Raw genomic sequence first — 19,889 nt, 5'->3', positions numbered from 1 at the left:
TAATATTGGACAAATATTCAGAAAAATAATAAAATATTTTTAAATAGAATAAAATGGATATAAGATTGAATATATAGCCATCATTTATTTTAAAGGAGGGGAATTTTATGAAAGGAAAAGATATTATGAATCAACCTGCTATTACTTTTAAAACCAATGACACCCTTGCCCATGCTCTAAAGATAATGAATAAAAAGAATATCAACGGAGCACCTGTTATTGATGAAAATAACGAGTTAGCAGGAATGGTCGTAAAAGCAGATCTTTACAGATTTTTAATATCACCAGGTCATTATGATAGCTGCCCTTTAGAATGGGTAATGACAAAAGATGTAATCACCTCTAATAAAGACGAAGATATTCTTACAATCTCCAAACGGTTAAGAAATAACAACATCGTTGCTATGCCTATTGTAGAAGGTAAAAAAGTATTAGGTATGATTTCTTTTGAAGATATTATTGATTATTTCATTAAAAAGCAGGATATTGCTGATTAACAATAATAATAAATAAAGGAGCTATAACTAGCTCCTTTATTTGCTTATTCTGTTTTTATAGCTTCTAATGCACTTAAATTCATAGCACGTCTTGCTGGTAAGTATCCTGATATAATCCCAACAACCGTTGCAAAAGCAACTCCTATCAATGCAAGTTCTATAGGGATAATAGACATGCCACCACTCCCTGCCATGCCTCCCATCATCCCCATACCATTCATAGAGCCTTCTCCAAATTTATTAAGCCCATAGGATAATGCATAACTAATCATTACACCTAATATACCTCCAACAAAACCAATCATAGCTGCTTCAAATAAAAATAATCTTTTAATATCATCAAGATTTGCTCCAAGTACCTTCATAACACCTATTTCTCTAGTTCTCTCATAAATACTCATAATCATAGTATTCGTAATTCCAATAGCAGCTACAAGCAAACTTACACCACCAATAGCACCTAATATAGCCTGTGTTTTTCTCATCTGTTCCTTCATAGACTTTAACCAATCTGTCAAGCTATGTGCTTGAAATCCCATATCCTTTATCTTTTTTTGGATTTCTTCTACCTGTTCAATATCTTCTACCTTTACCTTGATGCTCTCATATTGATCTTCATTATCAGAAGATCTCCTTCTTTCATGTCTTGCAGCTTTATCTTCTTTTATATATTTTTCAAGTGTAGCCATATTCATATAGGCATTCCAATCCTTTTCGCCACCACTTTCCTCTAAAAGCCCTACCCCTTTTACCTTATGAGGCTTTGGTGGTTTATAGTCATCATAATACCTACTTTGATTTCTTCTTTTTTCTCCATAGTTCATATCAGATGTAACTATCAATTTGCTGTTTAACAGCTTTACTTTTGGTTCCTCTGAATAATTATATCTGTTTCTTGATCTAGGATTATAAAAATCATAAGCAACTTCGCTACCAAAAACTAACGCTTCTTTATCAGATGGTAAAAGAAGTCTGCCTTCTTTTACAGTAAATCCAAAATCCTCCATAATCTCAGGCTTCACACCTATTACATTAACACGTCCTAGCATTTTTCCTGATTGTACTTTAAGTCGCATTTGCTTTATAGGCATTACTGCTTTTACCCCTGGGATTTTTTCAAGCTTTGCAACTCCTTTATCATCAAGAGTTGCTTCTTTTTTAGAGCTTCTTGAATCATCATAATAATATCTTGAAGACTCTACTTCAATAACACTTAAATCTCCCATGCTTTCAATCCATTCTTTAGTTCCTCTATCATTTGCAATACCAATAGATATCATTACAACAATAGAACATGTCCCAATAATTACACCTAAAACAGTCAAAAATGTCCTCGTCTTTTTTCTCCATAGGTTGTGAAAGCCCATTTTGAATAAATCCCAACTATTCATCTATAGTCACTTCCTTGGCTTTCTTTTTTCGCTTTCTATATATTACAAAGCCTGCAACAGCTACCACAACGCCTATTGAAATCCAAATCCATTTTTTTGATGAATCATTCTCTGCTCCTTCCATTTCCATACCTTCTGGAGGCATAGGTGGTGCTTCCATTTTTAGTGCATTGATTTCAAAAGCTTTTACGATCTCATATGGATTTCCTACAGCATCTTCAAATTTGAATATAATTTTTCCAGCTGCTTTCCCTTCCTTTGTTGGAACTACTGAAACATCATAATAATCGTCCTTACCTGCCTCTACATTACCTATATAACTGCTCCCATCTTTTATTTCAAAATCACCTTCTGTATGAATCATCATGTTTCTTAAAGTTCCTCTTCCTAGATTATAAAAATCTATAGATAATCCACAAGGCTCTCCTTCAAAGCATTCATCTGGAATTTTAACATCTGATGTCTCAAATCTTACTTCTTGAATCACATTTACCCCTATATTTTCCTTTGCTGAATGATCTTTTCCTGTGCTGTCCTCATATTCCATATCTACATTTAGATTATACGTCTTTTGTTCTGCATCTGCCTTAGCCTTTAATTTTATAGTCTTTTTCACACGAGCATTTGCGCCGATCTCTTCTATGAAGAAAGAATTGCTACTTCCCACAGGTGCAAAGACATCTCCTTCTGAGTTTAAGGTTACCTTAATATTTCTTACAGCTGTGCTTTTATTCGTATTAAAAAAGGTTATAGTAAGAGGAAAAGTTTCCCCTGTTTTGATATATTCCTTACCATAATTATAATTATCTATAATAACCTTTGGTGTTAAGTTTGAATAATCTCCCTTTACAAATATACCAACATATTGACTTAATGAATGATTTTCATCTGATTTTGAACCCTTTAATCCATATTCTACATTAATCTTTACAGGATAACTTTTTGATTCAATACCATCCTTTGCAAATAATTTAAACTCCATATGCGTAGATTGACCTGAAGCTAAAGTCTTTATATTTTTTATAGATGCTGATTTTGGTAATATTTCAGCTCCTGCATCTACACTAACCTTTAAGTTTTTTGCATCCTTTCCTGATAAATTCTTTAAATCAAAAGCAATAATAAAATCCTCACTCGTATTTATACCATCTTCAGGATAAGTTAAATTTTCAAATCCAAAATCTAATTCTTGATCTTCTACACCATCTACAGGTACATATATCTTTTTCTTTTCTTCATATTCATGCAAATATTCATCCTTGTACTTCATTACAAGATCAAGTTCATATGTACCACTTTTTAAATCTTCATCTGCATATATTTTTACTGGCACCTCTTTAAAATGCTTTCCTTGTATCTCTTGAATCTTTGGTATATCTACATAACCATCTAATCTAATACCATCTGCCTTAAGTCCTTCAAAGCTTAAGCTTATATCCTTTGCTACTGTTTCTCCTGCATTTTGAAGCTCTAGCGTCATCGTAGTATGTTGCCCTGCAAATATACTTCCTTCTTTATATCTTACATTCATTAGTTTCAAAGAAGGCTTTTGACGGTTTTCTTGTATTTTTACATATACTGTTGCTGATGCACTTCCGCCACTATATCTAACATTTACATTGATAGGATAAGTTTTTGCTTCTGCATTCATAGCAACCTTCAAATAAAATGCTACATCTTCATCGCTTTTTCCGTGAATAGATGAAATTCTTTTAGTCGCAGACATTTTTTCCATTTCAAAAGGAAAATTTTTCAAATCACTTGTATCTAAAGATACAACTACATCCTGTGCATTACCAGTACCTATATTTTCTATAGGAATAACAAATCTTACTTCTTCTCCTGGTTCAAAAGTAGGTACTTCTCTATTTCTTCCTATAATCAAATTTGCATAGCCATCATCCTCTGCATATGAAATGATGCTTTCTGTACTACAAATACTAATCAACATCATAAATATCAAAAGTCCAATAATTGTCCTATTCTTCATCCTCTTTCCCCCTTATTTTTCTTCAATCTTTTCAATGTTCCCATCTAAAATATATACAATTTTATCTGCATATTCTGCAATACTTCTATCATGAGTTACAATGATTAGTGTCTGATCATTTTCTTTTGCTATTTCTAGCATTAAGTGCATTACTTCATGGGTTGTTTTGGAATCTAAGTTTCCTGTTGGTTCGTCTGCAAAAATAATAGGTGGTTTGCTAACAAAAGCTCTAGCAATTCCTACTCTCTGCTGCTGCCCTCCACTCATTTGGGTAGGCTTGTGCGTAACATATTTTTTAAGGCCAACAGCATTTAACATTTCCAAGGAAATTTTCTCTCTTTCCTTTTTTTTCATTCCTCTAAAGGTTAACGGTAAGCTTACATTTTCAAGGGCTGTAAGTGCTGGCAATAGATTATACGACTGAAAAATAAACCCTATATACTTTTGTCGAAACTTTGCAAGCTGTTTCTCATTCATTTTTTCAACATTTTTCCCATTGATCTTTATGATTCCTTTTGTTGGTTTTTCAAGTCCCGCCATCATATTTAAAAGGGTAGACTTGCCTGAACCTGAAGTTCCTAAAAAACAACAAACTTCTCCTTTTTTTATTTCCAGGGAAACATCATTTAAGGCTACTATCTTTTCATCCCCTACTCTATATACCTTTCGAACATTCTTTATTTCAACTATATTAATAATAATAATCCCCCCTTCTATCCTTTAATTTTATACGCTATTCACAGTCATCACCATTTTTTAAGCCTACAAATCCCCCTTACATTTTTATCCCATAAAAGTCTTTACCAATTTATAGTATACAACAAATTCACATAAAAATCGTTACAAAAACATTACAATCGACAGAATTACTATTAAAATAATCTTAAAACCTACATATATATTAAAAGGAAGTAGCAAAATATAATGCTCCTTCCTTAATAATCATATATAGTATTATATAGTTCTTTTTTAGCCTATAAACTTCACAGCTGTTCCATAAACTATTACTTCAGCAGCTCCCTGCATAATTGCACTAGTAGCATATCTTATATTGATTACCCCATCAGCTCCTAACTTTTCAGCTTCTTCTACCATTCTTTTAGTAGCAATAGCTCTTGCCTCATCCATCATTTCTCTATAAGCTCCAAGTTCTCCACCTACTAAAGTTTTTAATCCACTTAAAATATCTTTTCCAACATGCTTTGACTGTATTGTACTTCCCTTTACAATAGAAATTGTTTCTAATTTTTTACCGCTAATAAAATCAGTATTTACTAAGATCATCTTTATCTTCCTCCTTAATTTCCTTTATTCTTATATACATATTATAGATTAATGCTAACAATAAACTTATCAATGCAATAGCTAATATTCCTATCAATAAAAAAGAAATATTTCCTTGTATAATAGAAGAAAATATACCACAAGCATAAAACAGAGCAATAATTACAGCAATTATTGTTATAACAACTGTTATAACAATATCTTTTATCATCACCTTTATCACTATTCCTTTCATTTTATTATATACTATAGATAAACAATATTAACATTGAAAAAAGAAATATATAAAGATAAATGAATGACTTTGATAACTTTTGTAAAAAAACTTACTGAAATTTCATGAAAAATACGTTAAGAACCTTCATTGTTTGAACGAAGTGAGTTTTGAAGTTGTTTAACTATATAATTCTATTGTATATGTTATCAACTTATACTACAACATCAATTTTGAAAAAAATGGCTTTCATCCCATTATTAAAACCGTGGGCTCTTCGCCCTAGTACTGCAAAATAAAAACATAGACCCAATCGACCTATGTTTTTATTATATTATGTCAGAATTTATATAATTATTATTTTTTTATTATTTTTCCGATATCTTTTCTATAGTACATATTATCAAAAGAAATTCTTGACGCATTTTCATACGCTTTTTTTCGAGCTTCATCTATAGTATCTCCTAAAGCACTAACCCCTAACACTCTTCCTCCATTAGTTAAAATTTTTCCATCTAGCATCTTTGTCCCTGCATGAAAAATAAATACATCATCATCTATATCTGCAAGACCTTGAATTTCTTTTCCTTTTTCATAGCTGTCTGGATATCCTCCTGATGTGAGAACCACACAAACTGCCTTTTTATTACTCCACAGGATTTTTTGTGTCTTTAAGCTTCCTTCTAAAATGCTCTCTATGATTTCTACTAAATCTGTCTTTAACCTTACTAGTACTGTTTGAGTCTCTGGATCTCCAAATCGAACATTAAACTCTAAAACCTTTGCTCCTTCTTTCGTAATCATAAGACCAATAAAAAGAATCCCTTTAAAATTCAATTCATCTCTTTTAAAGCCTTCAATAGTAGGAACAAGGATTTTTTCTCTTACTTCTTTACTAAGCTTTTCATCATATATAATACTTGGGGAATAACTTCCCATCCCACCCGTATTCGGTCCTTCATCTTCATCAAAAACCTTTTTATAATCCTGTGCACTTACCATAGGTACAATACTTTCTCCATCTACAAAGCACAATATAGAAGCTTCTGTCCCTGTTAAATATTCTTCAATCACTATTTTTTCTCCAGCTTCTCCAAATTTCCTATTTTTCATCATCTCATCTATAGCTCTTAAAGCTTCATGTTCATCGTCTGCAATCACAACACCTTTTCCAGCTGCTAATCCATCTGCCTTAATAACCATAGGATATCCATAAATACCTACTGCTTTTTTTGCTTCTTCAAAGCTCGTAAAGCTTTTATATCTAGCTGTAGGAATATGATGTCTTATTAAAAATTCCTTTGTAAATGCTTTGCTCCCTTCTAGCTGAGCACATTTTTTATTAGGCCCAAAAATGGCTAACCCTACCTTTTCAAAACGATCTACAATACCTAGCACCAATGGAACCTCAGGCCCTACAACAGTTAAATCTATTTTATTTTCCTTTGCAAAAGCACAAAGACCTTCAATATCATCTACCCTAATATCTACATTTTCAGCTATTGAATGAGTTCCAGCATTTCCTGGTGCACAATAAATTTTATCTACCTTCGGACTTTTATGGAGTTTCCATACAATAGCATGCTCCCTACCACCACTACCAACTACCAATATCTTCATATGAGGCAACCTCCTTTTAACAACTTCAATTATATAATAAAATATTTACTAATCAAATTTGATATGGACTTGCTGAATGTAAAAAGATTAGTAAATGCTTATAAAGATTTTGTTAAGAAAACTTAGCTTCGTTGCATGATAAAATCCGTAAAGAATCAGCCCCCACAAATATTCTTTAATGCTTAAAATGCCTCATTCCAGTAAACACCATTGCTATACCGTACTTATTTGCCATATCAATAGACTCCTGATCTCTTATAGATCCACCCGGCTGAATGATAGCTGTAACTCCTGCCTTTGCCGCCGTCTCTACGCAGTCTGCAAATGGAAAGAACGCATCTGATGCCATAATGCTTCCCCTTACAGATACATTTGATTGCTTGATAGCATTCTCTACTGCCCAAATTCTATTCACCTGTCCAGGTCCAATACCGATTGTCTGTCCATCTTTGGCTAAAACAATACCATTAGACTTAATATGCTTTACAACCTTCCATGCAAAAGCTAAATCATCCATTTCTTTCTTTGTAGGAATTCTTTCTGTAACAATCTTTAATTCTTGTCCATACAATTCATTATCAAGCTCTTGTATTAATAATCCACCATTTACTTTTTTTATATCTATTGCATCTGCAAATTGTTTTTTATCTATATTTGAAAGCTCTAAAAGCCTTATATTCTTTTTGGATTTTAAAATATTTAATGCTTCTTCATCAAAAGAAGGAGCAATAACAATCTCCACAAAAATCTTATTTATCTCTTCTGCTGTTCTTTTATCAATAGTACGATTTGCAGCTATAATCCCACCAAATATAGAAATAGGATCACATTTATATGCTTTTAGATAAGCATCATAAATATCATATCCAGTTCCTACCCCACAAGCATTAGTATGCTTTACTGCTACTACTGTAGGCTCTGTATATTCTTTTAAAAGCTCTAATGCTCCATTTGCATCATTTATATTATTAAAGGAAAGCTCCTTACCATGAAGCTTTTTAGCTTCTACTAAAGAACCTTTCGTTTGCGTAATTTCTTTATAGAATACTGCCCTTTGGTGAGGGTTTTCCCCATATCTTAAATCCTGTACCTTTTCAAATGTCATAGTTAGTAAATCTGGAAAATCTTCATCAATTTGCTTTCTTAAATAATCAGCTATTAAAGCATCATAATGCGCTGTATGCTCAAATACCTTTAGTGCTAATCGATATTTTGTATCATAAGATACTTCTTTATTTTTTTCTAATTCATCTATAATCAATGTATAGTCATCAGGATTGCAAACAACTACCACATCTTTATGGTTTTTTGCTGCACTTCTAAGCATTGTAGGTCCACCTATATCGATATTTTCAATAGCTTCCTCTAGTTTTACCTCTTCCTTTGAAATAGTTTCCTTAAAAGGATATAAATTAATTGCTATCAAATCAATAGGCTTTATTTTTAATTCCTCTAATTGCTTCATATGATCAGAATTATCTCTTATTGCAAGCAGTCCTCCATGAACTGCTGGATGCAAGGTTTTTACTCTTCCGTCAAGACATTCTGGAAAATCAGTAATATCTGATATAGGAATGACTCTTATATCATTTTCCATAAGTATCTTTGCTGTTCCACCAGTAGATATAATTTCAACACCTAGCTTAGTCAGTTTTTTTGCAAATTCAACTATCCCTCTTTTATCAGAAACACTTATTAAAGCACGCTTAATCATCTTAAAAGCCCCCTATTCTTACTTTTCTTCCTGTAACCTTTAATTTGCCCTCAGCAAATAGCTTAACTGCCATAGGAAGAATTTCATGCTCTATAGCCAATACTCTTTTTGCTAAATCCTCTACTGTATCATCATCCTTTACATCTACGCTTTTTTGCAGGATGACAGGACCTGTGTCTGTTCCTTCATCTACAAAATGCACAGTTGCACCTGTTAGCTTTACACCATAATCAATAACTGCTTGATGTACCTTCTTCCCATAAAAGCCTTTTCCACAAAAGCTAGGGATCAAAGAAGGATGAATATTCATAATGCGATTTTTATATCTTTTAACAAGCTTCTCATCTAAAATGCTCATATATCCAGCAAGAACAATTAAGTCTATTTGTTTCTCTTCTAATATTTCAAGAATTTTAAGGTTTCTCTCCTTTAAGCTATAGTAATTATTTTTTCCTATATAAATTCCTTCAATCCCATGCTTTTTAGCTCTTTTTAGAGCATACGCATCTTCTTTGCTAGAAATCACTACTTCTATTTTTCCATCTATATAACCATTTTCAATATGATCAATAAGTGCTTGCAGATTTGTCCCTCCACCAGATACCAATACTGCTATATTTATTTTTGACATAATATAACGCCTTCCTTTGCAGTAACTCTGCCAATAATATAAGCTTTTTCATCTAAACTCTTTAAATATTCAATCATTTTTTCAGCATCTTCCTCTGATACTATCATGATCATTCCTATTCCCATATTAAAGGTGCTAAACATTTCATTAGTTTCTATATTTCCTAAATTTTGAATCAAACAAAAGATTGGCAATATGTCAAAACTCCCTAAATAAATATCTACTCCTAATCCACGTGGCAGAATTCTTGGGATATTTTCATAAAAGCCTCCACCAGTCATGTGTATCATTCCCTTTATAGAGAATTTTTCCATAACTTTACTGCAAACATCTACATAAATTCTAGTAGGCTTAATTAATTCTTCTCCTAAAGTACATCCTAATTCTTTTATATACTGATCTACTTTATAATCTAATGTATTAAAAAACAACTTTCTAACTAGTGAATATCCATTACTATGAATCCCACTAGAAGGGAGTCCTATGAGTACATCTCCCATCTTTATATTAGATCCATCAATAATTTTTTCCTTATCTACAACGCCTACTGCAAAACCTGCCATGTCATATTCTCCAGTACTATAAAAGCCAGGCATCTCTGCTGTTTCTCCTCCAACAAGAGAACAACCCGCCTTGATACATCCATCTGCTATCCCCTTTACGATATCTGCAATTTTTTCAGACTTTAATTTCCCTGTTGCAATATAATCAAGGAAAAATAACGGCTTTGCCCCTTGACACAAAATATCATTAACACACATAGCTACACAATCTTGACCTACTGTATCATGCTTATCCATCAAAAATGCAATCTTAAGCTTTGTCCCTACCCCATCTGTTCCTGATACCAATACAGGTTTTTTGTATCCTTCTAAGTCTAGTTCAAATAATCCGCCAAATCCTCCTAAACCACAAAGAACATTTTTAGTAAAAGTCTTCCTTACATGCTCCTTCATGAGCTTAACTGCTTTTACTCCCTCCGTAACATCTACTCCTGCATCTTTATAAGTTAACTTTTCCATCTTATCCCCTCTATCTTTTCTCAAATAAATAATTACTTCCTTGCTTTGGAACCTCTATAGGATAATCACCACTAAAGCAAGCTGTACAGAGACTGCATCCTTCCATATTGATCGATTTAACTAATCCTTCTATGCTTAAATAACCTAAAGAATCTGCCCCAATCATTTCTCTTATTTCTTCTACTGAATATACAGCTCCTACAAGATTTTTCCTAGTAGGTGTATCAATACCAAAATAGCAAGAATATTTTACTGGTGGCGAGCATACTCTTACGTGAACTTCCTTTGCACCTGCCTGCTTTAGCATATCCACAATTTGTTTGCTTGTTGTTCCTCTTACAATAGAATCATCTACCATTACAAGCCTTTTTCCTTTAATATTTTCCTTCAATACATTCAACTTTAATTTTACACTTCTCTCACGCATTCTTTGATCTGGCTGAATAAAAGTTCTTCCAACATATCTATTTTTTATAAGACCTTCTCCAAAAGGAATCTTTGACGCTTGTGCATAACCGATTGCTGCCACAGTTCCAGAATCAGGTACTGCAATAACTAAATCAGCATCTACAGGATGCTCCTTTGCAAGAATTTTTCCCGCATTTCTTCTAGCTACATATACACTTTGTCCATCTATTGTACTATCTGGTCTTGCAAAATAAACAAATTCAAAAGAACATAATGATTTTTTTGAGTCCTTGTCATATTTAATGCTCTTAATCTTATTATTCTCGATAATAATCATTTCACCATGAGATACATCTCTTATAAACTCTGCACCAATCACATGAAAAGCACAGCTTTCTGAAGCTAATACATATCCACCATCAATCCTTCCAAGACATAAAGGTCTAAGCCCCTGTGGATCTCTCACCCCAATAAGCTTATCTTTACAAGTGATCACCAAAGCATAAGAACCCCGAAGCTCCTTTAACGTATTTTTTATAGCTTCTTCTATCTCCATCTTATGATTTCTTGCAATCATATTAGCAATAACTTCACTATCAATGCTTGTCTGAAAAATCACGCCATCATCTTCAAGCTTTTCTCGAATTTCACCTGCATTTACCAAATTTCCATTATGTGCAAGAGCAATAGCTCCACCTTTATGGTGTACAACCAAAGGCTGGGCATTAGTTACATAGCTTTCTCCTGTAGTAGAATACCTTACATGTCCTATTGCTATATCACCTTGAAGTCTTTCAATAACCTTATCTGAAAAAACCTCCTGCACAAGTCCCATTTCCTTATAATAATGAATTTCTCCACTCTTATTTGCAGCAATTCCAGCACTCTCCTGTCCTCTGTGCTGTAATGCATGAAGTCCAAAATAAGCTAACTGCGATATATTCTCTATTCCTGGAGCATAAATTCCAATTATACCGCATTCCTCTTTTAATTTATCTAAATCAATGCCATTAAACATAATTCCCTCCTAAAGGTTTTATCTATTGATGAATTCTGCCTAATACTTCTTGATAAATTTCTTCCACATCTCCTAAATCTCTTCTGAATCTATCCTTATCCATTTTTTTATTTGTTTCTTTGTCCCATAATCTGCAAGTATCTGGTGAAATTTCATCAGCTAATATCACTTGTCCTTCATATAATCCAAATTCTAATTTAAAATCAATTAATTTTAATCCTCTTTCAAGGAAAAATACTTTTAATACTTCATTTACCTTAAAAGCATATTCTTTTATGATTTCAACTTGTTCTTTTGTAGCAAGCTCCATAGCATACACATGGTAATCATTAATCATTGGATCACCTAATTCATCATTTTTGTAGCAGAATTCTAATACCGTTTCTTTCAATTCTTTTCCTTCTTCTATCCCAAGTCTTTTGGATAATGAACCTGCAGCCATATTTCTTATAATAACTTCAATGGGTAATATCTCAACAGCTTTTACAAGCATCTCTCTGTCACTTAATAATTCTTCAAAATGCGTAGGAACCCCTTTTTCTTCTAATATTTTAAATAATAACGCTGACATTTTATTATTAACAATTCCTTTATCCTTAATTGTTCCTTTCTTAACACCATTAAAAGCTGTTGCATCATCCTTATATACTACAATATATCTTTTTTCATCATTAGTTTTAAATACTTTTTTTGCCTTTCCCTCATAAAGCATTGTTAATTTTTCCATATTCCAATCCTCCTATATTTTTGTATTTATATAAATATCAAATTTTATAACTTACATGATACATTTTTTTTCAAAAGTTATCTGGTATAAACGTTCTTTTTATTTTCATTGTTAATTTATTTATTTAAGAAAGCTTCATCCTTTTCAATCACTTCTTTTTCCTGCATCTCTCTAAAAGCTTTTAACTTTTCTCTTAACTGCGTATATTTTACAGATAATATTTGTATAGCTAAAAGTGCTGCATTTTCTGCTCCATTAATTGCAACAGTCGCTACAGGAATTCCCTTCGGCATTTGCACAATAGATAATAATGAATCTAGTCCATCCATTGTTGATGACTTTATAGGAAGTCCTATAACAGGCAATACTGTAAAGGCAGCTAACACACCCGGTAAATGTGCAGCCTTTCCAGCAGCTCCAATAATAACTTCCACCCCATTTTCTTCAGCTTCTTTAGCAAATTCCATAGCTCTATTAGGTGTTCTATGTGCTGAAATAACACGCACCTGTGTTTCTACACCAAAATCCTTTAAAACCTTCTCTGTTTTTTCAACAACCTTATAATCTGAATCACTTCCCATAATAATTGCAACCTTCATATTTATCCCTCCTAGTTTTTAGCTCTTCTTATTATATTTTGATCTATTTTTTATTTCCAATGTTTTTGCAGATTTACCTTATCTAAAACTCAGAATATTCAATCACATTTTCGACAGAAAAAGCCCGATATAGACCTTTCATCTATTTCGGGCTATTTAATTTAACCAGCTATATGCTTAAAGATAAATAGTGCTGTGATAATATACATCATTGGATGAACTTCTTTTGTTCTTCCTGCCATAACTTTTAATAGTACATATGAAATCACACCAAATACAAGTCCTTCTGCAATACTATAAGTTAAAGGCATCATTATAATAGTTAAGAATGCTGGAATTGCCTCTGTAAAATCATCAAAATTAATTTTTAATATTGGACTCATCATAAACATTCCTACTAAGATTAATACAGCTGCGGTAGCCTGTGGTGGAACAGCAGTAAATATTGGTGCAAATACTACAGACGCTAAGAATAATAATCCTGTTGTAAGAGCTGTAAGCCCTGTTCTTCCTCCTTCTGCAACACCAGATGCACTTTCTACAAATGTAGTTACTGTACTTGTTCCAAGCATTGATCCAACAGTTGTACCAATGGCATCTGCAAACAATGCTTGCTTTACTTTTGGAATTTTTCCATTTTCATCTAGCATATTTGCCTTTGTAGAAACACCAATCAATGTTCCTAACGTATCAAATAAATCTACAAATAAGAAAGTAAATACTACAAGCACCATATTCCATGAAAATATCTCATTCATTCCAACAAATTGCCAAAAGATTGGTTTGATAGATGGAGGTGTACTAATAAAATGATCTGGCATAACTGTTTTTCCAATAACAACACCACCAATAGTTGTAATAATCATACCTATTAGCAACGCACCTTTTACATTTTTCACAAGAAGTATTCCTGTAATAACAATCCCTATTAAAGCGAGTAATACACCTGGATCCTTCACATTCCCAAGCCCTACTAATACCGCATCATTTTTTACAATAATACCAGCACTTTGAAATCCTATAAAAGCAATAAACAAACCAATACCCACACTTACTGCATTTTTTATAACCATAGGCATACCATTAATAATTGCTTCACGAACATTTGTTAAAGTAAGTACAATAAATATAATTCCTTCAATTAAAACTGCAGTTAAAGCAAACTGCCAGCTATATCCCATTCCTAAAACTACAGAAAAAGCAAAGAATGCATTTAGACCCATACCAGGTGCCAATGCAAATGGAAGATTTGCCATAAATGCCATTAAAAATGTAGCAAATGCTGCTGAAAGAGCTGTAGCCGTAAACACTGCTCCCTTATCCATTCCTGTAGCACTTAATATGCCTGGATTAACAATCAAAATATACGCCATTGTCATAAATGTAGTAATCCCTGCAATTATTTCAGTTTTTATAGTGGTTTTTTTCTCAGATAGCTTAAATAAGCTTTCAAGCATTCCTAAGTTTGCTTTTTTGTTTGTTATTTCCATCGTCTCTTTCCTCCTTATATTTTGGGGATTATTTCTATTTGTAAAGCACGAAAACCCGAACGGGAAGGCTATTACTCATAAAGTGAAACCTCCCCGTCCGGGCTTTTATCCCCACGGTGTAGTATTAAAATATAATACCCGTATCACTCGGACCTGACACCATACGGCCGGAACCCTAGATACGCTTTCACCCATAGTCAGACAATTTACGGTTGCCTGGTAGAGACTCTCGGACCCTATTTCCGAAATTATATGAGTAGTTAATTTAATTTTCATTCATTTCTTCTTACACTATTATCATATCAGAGGAAATTTTTTTCGTCAATACTTTTTCGAATATTTTTTAAGTTTTATTGTGATTAATCTGTATAAACACGAACATTTTTCTTTTTTATATCCTTTATAATTCTTATTTTGAATTGTTTTGCCTATATTTTCTAATATTTTTGTATTCTCTAAAATGTATTTGTTTGATGATCATTATATATTTAATTCCCCGGTTTTTATCTAAAGTAATTTACCCCTGCTTTAAAGATGCTTTGATCTTTATTTCCATCTACATTTACTGCAACATTTTGTCCCATTCTTTCTGTATGTCCCATTTTTCCAAAGATTCTACCATCAGGACTTGTAATTCCTTCAACAGCTTCAAAAGAACCATTTGGATTATAGTGAATATCATAGGTAGGATTTCCATTTAAATCTACATATTGAGTTGCAATTTGCCCATTTTGAATCATTTTCTCCATTTCTTCTTTATTAGCAATAAATCTTCCTTCACCATGAGATACAGCAACTGTATGGATATCTCCTAATTTTACACCACTTAACCAAGGAGATAGATTAGAAACAACCTTTGTTCTTACCAAGCATGAAATATGTCTCCCTATTTTATTAAAGGTAAGGGTTGGTGCATTAGGAGAAGCTTCTCTAATCTCTCCAAAGGGAAGCAGTCCAAGTTTTATAAGGGCTTGAAATCCATTGCATATCCCTATCATTAATCCATCTCTTTGTTTTAACATATTCATTACAGCTTCTTTCACTGCTGGATTTCTAAAAACCGTTGCAATAAATTTCCCTGAGCCATCTGGCTCATCACCTGCACTAAACCCTCCAGGAAGAGCTATAATCTGCGATTTGTTTATATTTTCTACCATTTTCTCTATAGAATCTTCTATTGCTTTTGCTGTTAAATTTTTAAATATCATAGTTGTTACAATACCACCACTACTTTCAAAAACCCTCGCTGTATCATATTCACAATTTGTTCCTGGAAATACTGGAATAAATATTCTTGGCTTTGCAATTTTTATACTAGCTTGCTTCTTAACAGCTGCATCATAATAAATGTTTTTAGGTGATCCTGTAGAAAATTCTTTTGTTGGAAATACATTTTCAAGAGGTTCTTCCCATACTTTTATAGCATCTTCTATATTGATCCTTACATCATTTACAGTAATCGTATTTTCTTTTGTATATCCAAGCACCTGTACGTCTATTCCTTGTAATAAAGCTTTAACATCTTCCTTTTCATCTATTTCTAAAATGATTGACCCATATTGCGGTAAAAATAATTCTTGCATATCCATTTCATTTTCAAATACCATCCCTATTTTGTTTCCAAAGCTCATTTTACTTATCGCTGCAGCAATCCCACCATTTCGAACAGATTGTGCAGATAAAATCTTACCATTTTCTATCAGATGCGTAATCGCACTAAAATTTTTGTCTAGCTCTTCAAAATCAGGCAATTCATTTTTATCTCGTTTTAAAGGAATTAGTACTACCTTGCTATTTTTCCTTTTAAATTCTGGAGAAATTACCTTTCTTACATCTACTGTGTTTACCGCAAATGCTATTAAAGTAGGGGGAACATGCATATCCTTAAATGTTCCTGACATACTATCCTTTCCACCAATTGCTGGAATTCCTAATTTTTTTTGTGCATATAAAGCACCTAGTAAAGCACTAAATGGTTTTCCCCATTTAGCAGGATTATTCCCAAGCTTTTCAAAATACTCTTGAAGACTCAATCGAATATTTTTATAATTTCCGCCAATACAAACTACCTTTGCAACTGCTTCTATAACAGCATATAATGCTCCATGGAAAGGACTCCATTTTCCTATTTTGGGATTATATCCATAAGTCATAATTGTACCTGTATTGGTTTCTCCTTTTAGTACAGGAATTTTTCCTACCATCCCCTCCGCAGGCGTCATTTGGTGTTTACCTCCAAGAGGCATTAGTACGGTTCCTGCTCCAATAGTACTATCGAATCTTTCAATTAATCCTTTCTGACTAGCTACATTTATATCTTCTAAATTTTTCAGCCATGCAGTCTTTAAATCCATAATAGATTCTAAACCCTTTGGCAGCTTTTCAAAATAATTCTCTTTATCCTTTACAGCTTTGACCATAACCTTTATTTTTTGTTTTACACCATTAGTATCTAAAAATCCACGACTTAAATTTAAAATTGTTTTTCCACGCCATTTCATTTTAAGTCTATTGTCATTCGTAACCTTCGCCACTACTGTAGCTTCTAAGTTTTCTTCATTAGCAAAATTTACAAAAGCATCTATATTTTTTTTATCAATTACAATTGCCATACGTTCTTGTGACTCGGATATGGCAAGCTCGGTTCCGTCTAAGCCCTCATATTTTTTAGGCACCATATCTAAATCTATTTCCAAGCTATCTGTTAATTCTCCTATAGCTACAGCAACACCCCCTGCCCCAAAATCATTGCATTTTTTGATCATCTTGCTTACAGCTAGATTTCTAAATAATCTTTGTATTTTTCTTTCTGTTGGAGGATTTCCCTTTTGCACCTCTGCACCACATGTTAAAATAGATTCTTCTGTATGCTCTTTTGAAGATCCTGTTGCACCTCCACAACCATCTCTTCCTGTTCTACCACCTAGTAGAATCACTACGTCCCCTTCTTTTGGTTTGCTTCTTACTACATTTTCCTTTTGTACTGCTGCAATAACTGCACCTACTTCCATTCTCTTTGCTACAAAATCCTCATCATAAACTTCGGAAACCTGCCCTGTTGCAAGACCTATTTGGTTGCCATAAGAGCTGTATCCTGCTGCTGCATCACGAGTAATCTTCCTTTGTGGCAATTTTCCAGGTAGAGTATCTTCAATTTTTGCTCTTGGATCAGCACTTCCTGTAACACGCATTGCTTGATAAACATAGCTTCTTCCTGACAATGGATCTCTTATTGCTCCCCCTAGACAGGTAGCAGCCCCCCCAAAAGGCTCTATTTCTGTAGGATGATTATGCGTCTCATTTTTGAACATTACAAGCCATTCTTCATCATTCCCATCTACATCTACATTTACCACAATACTGCATGCATTGATTTCTTCTGATTCATCTAAATCCTCAAGCTTCCCTCTTTTCTTAAGCTCCTTCATGCCCATCGTAGCAATATCCATAAGAGTAATATCTTTCTGCTTATCTTCATATACATATGCTCTTGATTTTAAATATTCATCATAAGCCTTCTTAATCACACTGCTAAATGAACCTTCTTCTATTTGTACATCTTCAATCTTTGTCAAAAAAGTTGTATGCCTACAATGATCTGACCAATAAGTGTCAATCACTCTTAATTCTGTAATAGTAGGATTTCTTTTTTCTGTATTCTTAAAATATTTCTGACAAAACTTTAAATCCTCAAATGTCATAGCAAATCCTAATAGTTTATGAAAATCAGATAGTTCCTTCTCATCTTTTTCTATAAACCCTTCTATGATTTTTACATCAGCTACAGCTTTTATCTCCATATCCAAAGTCTTTGGCTTTTCTAAAGCTGCTTCTTTTGAATCCACTGGATTGATACAATAGCTTTTGATTTTTAAAAATGCTTCTTCTGATATTTCTCCTTTTAATACAAAAACTTTTCCCGTTGCAATATTAGGCTTTTCACCTTGTGTAAAAATTTGAACACACTGCTCTGCTGAATCTGCCCTTTGATCATATTGTCCTGGAAGGTATTCCACAGCAAATACACGGTCCTTCTCATTATATGGAAATCTTTCATCATAAACATGATCTACATTTGGTTCTGAAAAAATAGTTCCCTTTGTTTTTATATATTCTTCTTCAGATATACCTGCAATATCATATCTATTAAGTACCCTAACGCCTTTTAACCCTTTTATGTCTAGATTTTCTACCAAGTCTTTATATAAATGCTTTGCTTCTATATCAAACCCTGATTTTTTTTCTACATAAATTCTTCTCACTTCTCTATTCATTTGATCCCCTCACTTTATTCAAAGTATGATTGACCTCTTTACAATTTGATTGTATCATAATAAAATTAATTAATAAAATTAATAATATTAATAATATACATTAGGAGTGATTATAAATGAATATTCATTTTGAGCTATACAAAGTATTTTATTATGTAGGAAAATACTTGAGTTTCTCTCAAGCTGCCCATGAGCTTTATATTTCTCAATCGGCTGTCAGCCAATCTATTAAAGCCTTAGAAGAAAAATTAAGTACAAAGCTCTTTTTTCGCCATACAAAAAAGGTAAAATTAACATCAGAAGGCAAGCTTTTATTTGAGCATATCGAACAAGCATTCAATTTTATAAAAGCTGGAGAAAGAAGCCTCCAGCAAATCCATTCCTTAGAAAGAGGGGAAGTAAGAATTGGTGCAAGTGATACTATTTGTAAATATTATCTCCTTCCCTTTTTCAAAAAATTTCACGAGCTATATCCAAGCATAAAAATTCATGTAACTAATGCACCTTCTCCCATATGTACAGAACTTCTAAAAAAGGGAAGTGTTGATATAAGTATTATCAATCTCCCATTTAAAAAAGGAAATCAAGAACTAGAATATAAAGAAATAAAAAAAATACAGGATGTTTTTATTGCTGGAGAAAATTTCAAATTCTTAAAAGAAAAAAAGCTTTCCTTAAAAGAGCTAGAAAATTATCCTTTTTTAAGCCTTCAAAAAAATTCAACTACTAGAAGCTTTTTTGAAGACTTTATCAAAAAACATCATGTAAGCATTGTTCCTGAATTTGAACTAGGAAGTATTGATTTACTAATAGAGCTTACAAAAATCGGGCTAGGCATTTCCTTTGTTATGCTAGATACCATAAAGGAAGCATTAGAAAAGCAAGAAATATTTATTCTTGATATAAAGGAAAAACCCCCAGAAAGAAGTATCGGGCTTCTTATCAATAAAAAAATCCCTATTCCTATTGCTACACAAAAATTGATAGACTTATTATTCTGTTAAGATAGC

16 protein-coding genes and 1 riboswitch are annotated in these 19,889 nt (G+C 32.8%); of the genes, 2 read left to right on the top strand and 14 right to left on the bottom strand.

All coding sequences use genetic code 11. The features are described 5' to 3' along the window. The first annotated feature begins 107 nt into the window (after positions 1–107). Complete coding sequence (locus tag KVH43_RS07730; protein WP_218281985.1) at positions 108–497, top strand: CBS domain-containing protein; 390 nt, start codon at positions 108–110, stop codon at positions 495–497. Positions 498–541: 44 nt separating this feature from the next. Here the strand turns inward: KVH43_RS07730 and KVH43_RS07725 are convergent, their stop codons facing one another. The 14 genes from KVH43_RS07725 to KVH43_RS07660 form a co-directional block, all read right to left on the bottom strand. Then, positions 542–1,888: an ABC transporter permease gene (locus KVH43_RS07725; RefSeq protein ID WP_218281984.1), complete on the bottom strand. Its 1,347-nt coding sequence runs from the start codon at positions 1,886–1,888 to the stop codon at positions 542–544. Then, positions 1,881–3,878 (bottom strand): COG1361 S-layer family protein, encoded by a 1,998-nt coding sequence (locus KVH43_RS07720; RefSeq protein WP_218281983.1) that lies wholly within the window; start codon positions 3,876–3,878, stop codon positions 1,881–1,883. The genes KVH43_RS07725 and KVH43_RS07720 overlap by 8 nt, the downstream gene beginning before the upstream one ends. A gap of 12 nt (positions 3,879–3,890) precedes the next feature. Next, on the bottom strand, positions 3,891–4,517 hold the full coding sequence (locus KVH43_RS07715) for an ABC transporter ATP-binding protein (protein WP_476695948.1): 627 nt from the start codon (positions 4,515–4,517) through the stop codon (positions 3,891–3,893). A 330-nt stretch (positions 4,518–4,847) separates the two neighbouring features. Continuing rightward, positions 4,848–5,162, bottom strand: a complete 315-nt coding sequence (locus KVH43_RS07710; protein WP_218281982.1) for a YbjQ family protein — start codon at positions 5,160–5,162, stop codon at positions 4,848–4,850. After that, positions 5,143–5,397, bottom strand: a complete 255-nt coding sequence (locus KVH43_RS07705; RefSeq protein WP_255547708.1) for a hypothetical protein — start codon at positions 5,395–5,397, stop codon at positions 5,143–5,145. The genes KVH43_RS07710 and KVH43_RS07705 overlap by 20 nt, the downstream gene beginning before the upstream one ends. Before the next feature lie 336 nt (positions 5,398–5,733). Next, positions 5,734–6,996 (bottom strand): phosphoribosylamine--glycine ligase, encoded by a 1,263-nt coding sequence (gene purD, locus KVH43_RS07700; protein WP_218281981.1) that lies wholly within the window; start codon positions 6,994–6,996, stop codon positions 5,734–5,736. 175 nt (positions 6,997–7,171) lie between these two features. Beyond that, positions 7,172–8,710 (bottom strand): bifunctional phosphoribosylaminoimidazolecarboxamide formyltransferase/IMP cyclohydrolase, encoded by a 1,539-nt coding sequence (purH, locus tag KVH43_RS07695; protein ID WP_218281980.1) that lies wholly within the window; start codon positions 8,708–8,710, stop codon positions 7,172–7,174. 1 nt (position 8,711) lies between these two features. Further along, positions 8,712–9,341, bottom strand: coding sequence for a phosphoribosylglycinamide formyltransferase (gene purN, locus KVH43_RS07690; protein ID WP_218281979.1), 630 nt, complete (start codon positions 9,339–9,341; stop codon positions 8,712–8,714). After that, the gene (gene purM / locus KVH43_RS07685; RefSeq protein WP_218281978.1) at positions 9,329–10,363 is read right to left on the bottom strand and encodes a phosphoribosylformylglycinamidine cyclo-ligase; all 1,035 of its coding nucleotides are present in this window, start codon (positions 10,361–10,363) and stop codon (positions 9,329–9,331) included. Before purM ends, purN begins: the two co-directional genes overlap by 13 nt. Positions 10,364–10,373: 10 nt before the next feature. After that, positions 10,374–11,789, bottom strand: coding sequence for an amidophosphoribosyltransferase (gene purF / locus KVH43_RS07680; RefSeq protein WP_218281977.1), 1,416 nt, complete (start codon positions 11,787–11,789; stop codon positions 10,374–10,376). Between the two features lie 22 nt (positions 11,790–11,811). After that, positions 11,812–12,516 (bottom strand): phosphoribosylaminoimidazolesuccinocarboxamide synthase, encoded by a 705-nt coding sequence (gene purC / locus KVH43_RS07675; RefSeq protein ID WP_218281976.1) that lies wholly within the window; start codon positions 12,514–12,516, stop codon positions 11,812–11,814. Between the two features lie 116 nt (positions 12,517–12,632). After that, positions 12,633–13,115 (bottom strand): 5-(carboxyamino)imidazole ribonucleotide mutase, encoded by a 483-nt coding sequence (gene purE, locus KVH43_RS07670; protein WP_218281975.1) that lies wholly within the window; start codon positions 13,113–13,115, stop codon positions 12,633–12,635. A gap of 161 nt (positions 13,116–13,276) precedes the next feature. Continuing rightward, entirely contained in the window at positions 13,277–14,605 is a 1,329-nt protein-coding gene (locus tag KVH43_RS07665; protein WP_218281974.1) for an NCS2 family permease, read from the bottom strand. A 174-nt stretch (positions 14,606–14,779) separates the two neighbouring features. Continuing rightward, positions 14,780–14,881, bottom strand: a riboswitch (purine riboswitch). 227 nt (positions 14,882–15,108) lie between these two features. Then, a complete protein-coding gene (locus tag KVH43_RS07660) occupies positions 15,109–18,879 on the bottom strand; it encodes a phosphoribosylformylglycinamidine synthase (protein ID WP_218281973.1) in 3,771 nt (1,256 codons plus the stop codon). A 116-nt stretch (positions 18,880–18,995) separates the two neighbouring features. Here KVH43_RS07660 and KVH43_RS07655 point away from each other — a divergent pair, with 116 nt between their 5' ends. Then, entirely contained in the window at positions 18,996–19,883 is an 888-nt protein-coding gene (locus KVH43_RS07655) for a LysR family transcriptional regulator (protein ID WP_218281972.1), read from the top strand. The last annotated feature ends 6 nt before the right edge of the window (positions 19,884–19,889 follow it).

This window comes from Crassaminicella indica (genome assembly GCF_019203185.1).
Classification (GTDB): Bacteria; Bacillota; Clostridia; order Peptostreptococcales; family Thermotaleaceae; genus Crassaminicella; species Crassaminicella indica.
Note: the sequence above shows the minus strand (reverse complement) of the source record. Positions and strands in the feature narration are given on the sequence as shown.

Coding starts and splice junctions, on each gene's coding strand:
- KVH43_RS07730 (WP_218281985.1), top strand. CDS start 108: ATGAAAGGAAAAGATATTATGAATCAACCTGCTATTACTTTTAAAACC.
- KVH43_RS07725 (WP_218281984.1), bottom strand. CDS start 1,888: ATGAATAGTTGGGATTTATTCAAAATGGGCTTTCACAACCTATGGAGA.
- KVH43_RS07720 (WP_218281983.1), bottom strand. CDS start 3,878: ATGAAGAATAGGACAATTATTGGACTTTTGATATTTATGATGTTGATT.
- KVH43_RS07710 (WP_218281982.1), bottom strand. CDS start 5,162: ATGATCTTAGTAAATACTGATTTTATTAGCGGTAAAAAATTAGAAACA.
- KVH43_RS07705 (WP_255547708.1), bottom strand. CDS start 5,397: ATGAAAGGAATAGTGATAAAGGTGATGATAAAAGATATTGTTATAACA.
- purD (WP_218281981.1), bottom strand. CDS start 6,996: ATGAAGATATTGGTAGTTGGTAGTGGTGGTAGGGAGCATGCTATTGTA.
- purH (WP_218281980.1), bottom strand. CDS start 8,710: ATGATTAAGCGTGCTTTAATAAGTGTTTCTGATAAAAGAGGGATAGTT.
- purN (WP_218281979.1), bottom strand. CDS start 9,341: ATGTCAAAAATAAATATAGCAGTATTGGTATCTGGTGGAGGGACAAAT.
- purM (WP_218281978.1), bottom strand. CDS start 10,363: ATGGAAAAGTTAACTTATAAAGATGCAGGAGTAGATGTTACGGAGGGA.
- purF (WP_218281977.1), bottom strand. CDS start 11,789: ATGTTTAATGGCATTGATTTAGATAAATTAAAAGAGGAATGCGGTATA.
- purC (WP_218281976.1), bottom strand. CDS start 12,516: ATGGAAAAATTAACAATGCTTTATGAGGGAAAGGCAAAAAAAGTATTT.
- purE (WP_218281975.1), bottom strand. CDS start 13,115: ATGAAGGTTGCAATTATTATGGGAAGTGATTCAGATTATAAGGTTGTT.
- KVH43_RS07665 (WP_218281974.1), bottom strand. CDS start 14,605: ATGGAAATAACAAACAAAAAAGCAAACTTAGGAATGCTTGAAAGCTTA.
- KVH43_RS07660 (WP_218281973.1), bottom strand. CDS start 18,879: ATGAATAGAGAAGTGAGAAGAATTTATGTAGAAAAAAAATCAGGGTTT.
- KVH43_RS07655 (WP_218281972.1), top strand. CDS start 18,996: ATGAATATTCATTTTGAGCTATACAAAGTATTTTATTATGTAGGAAAA.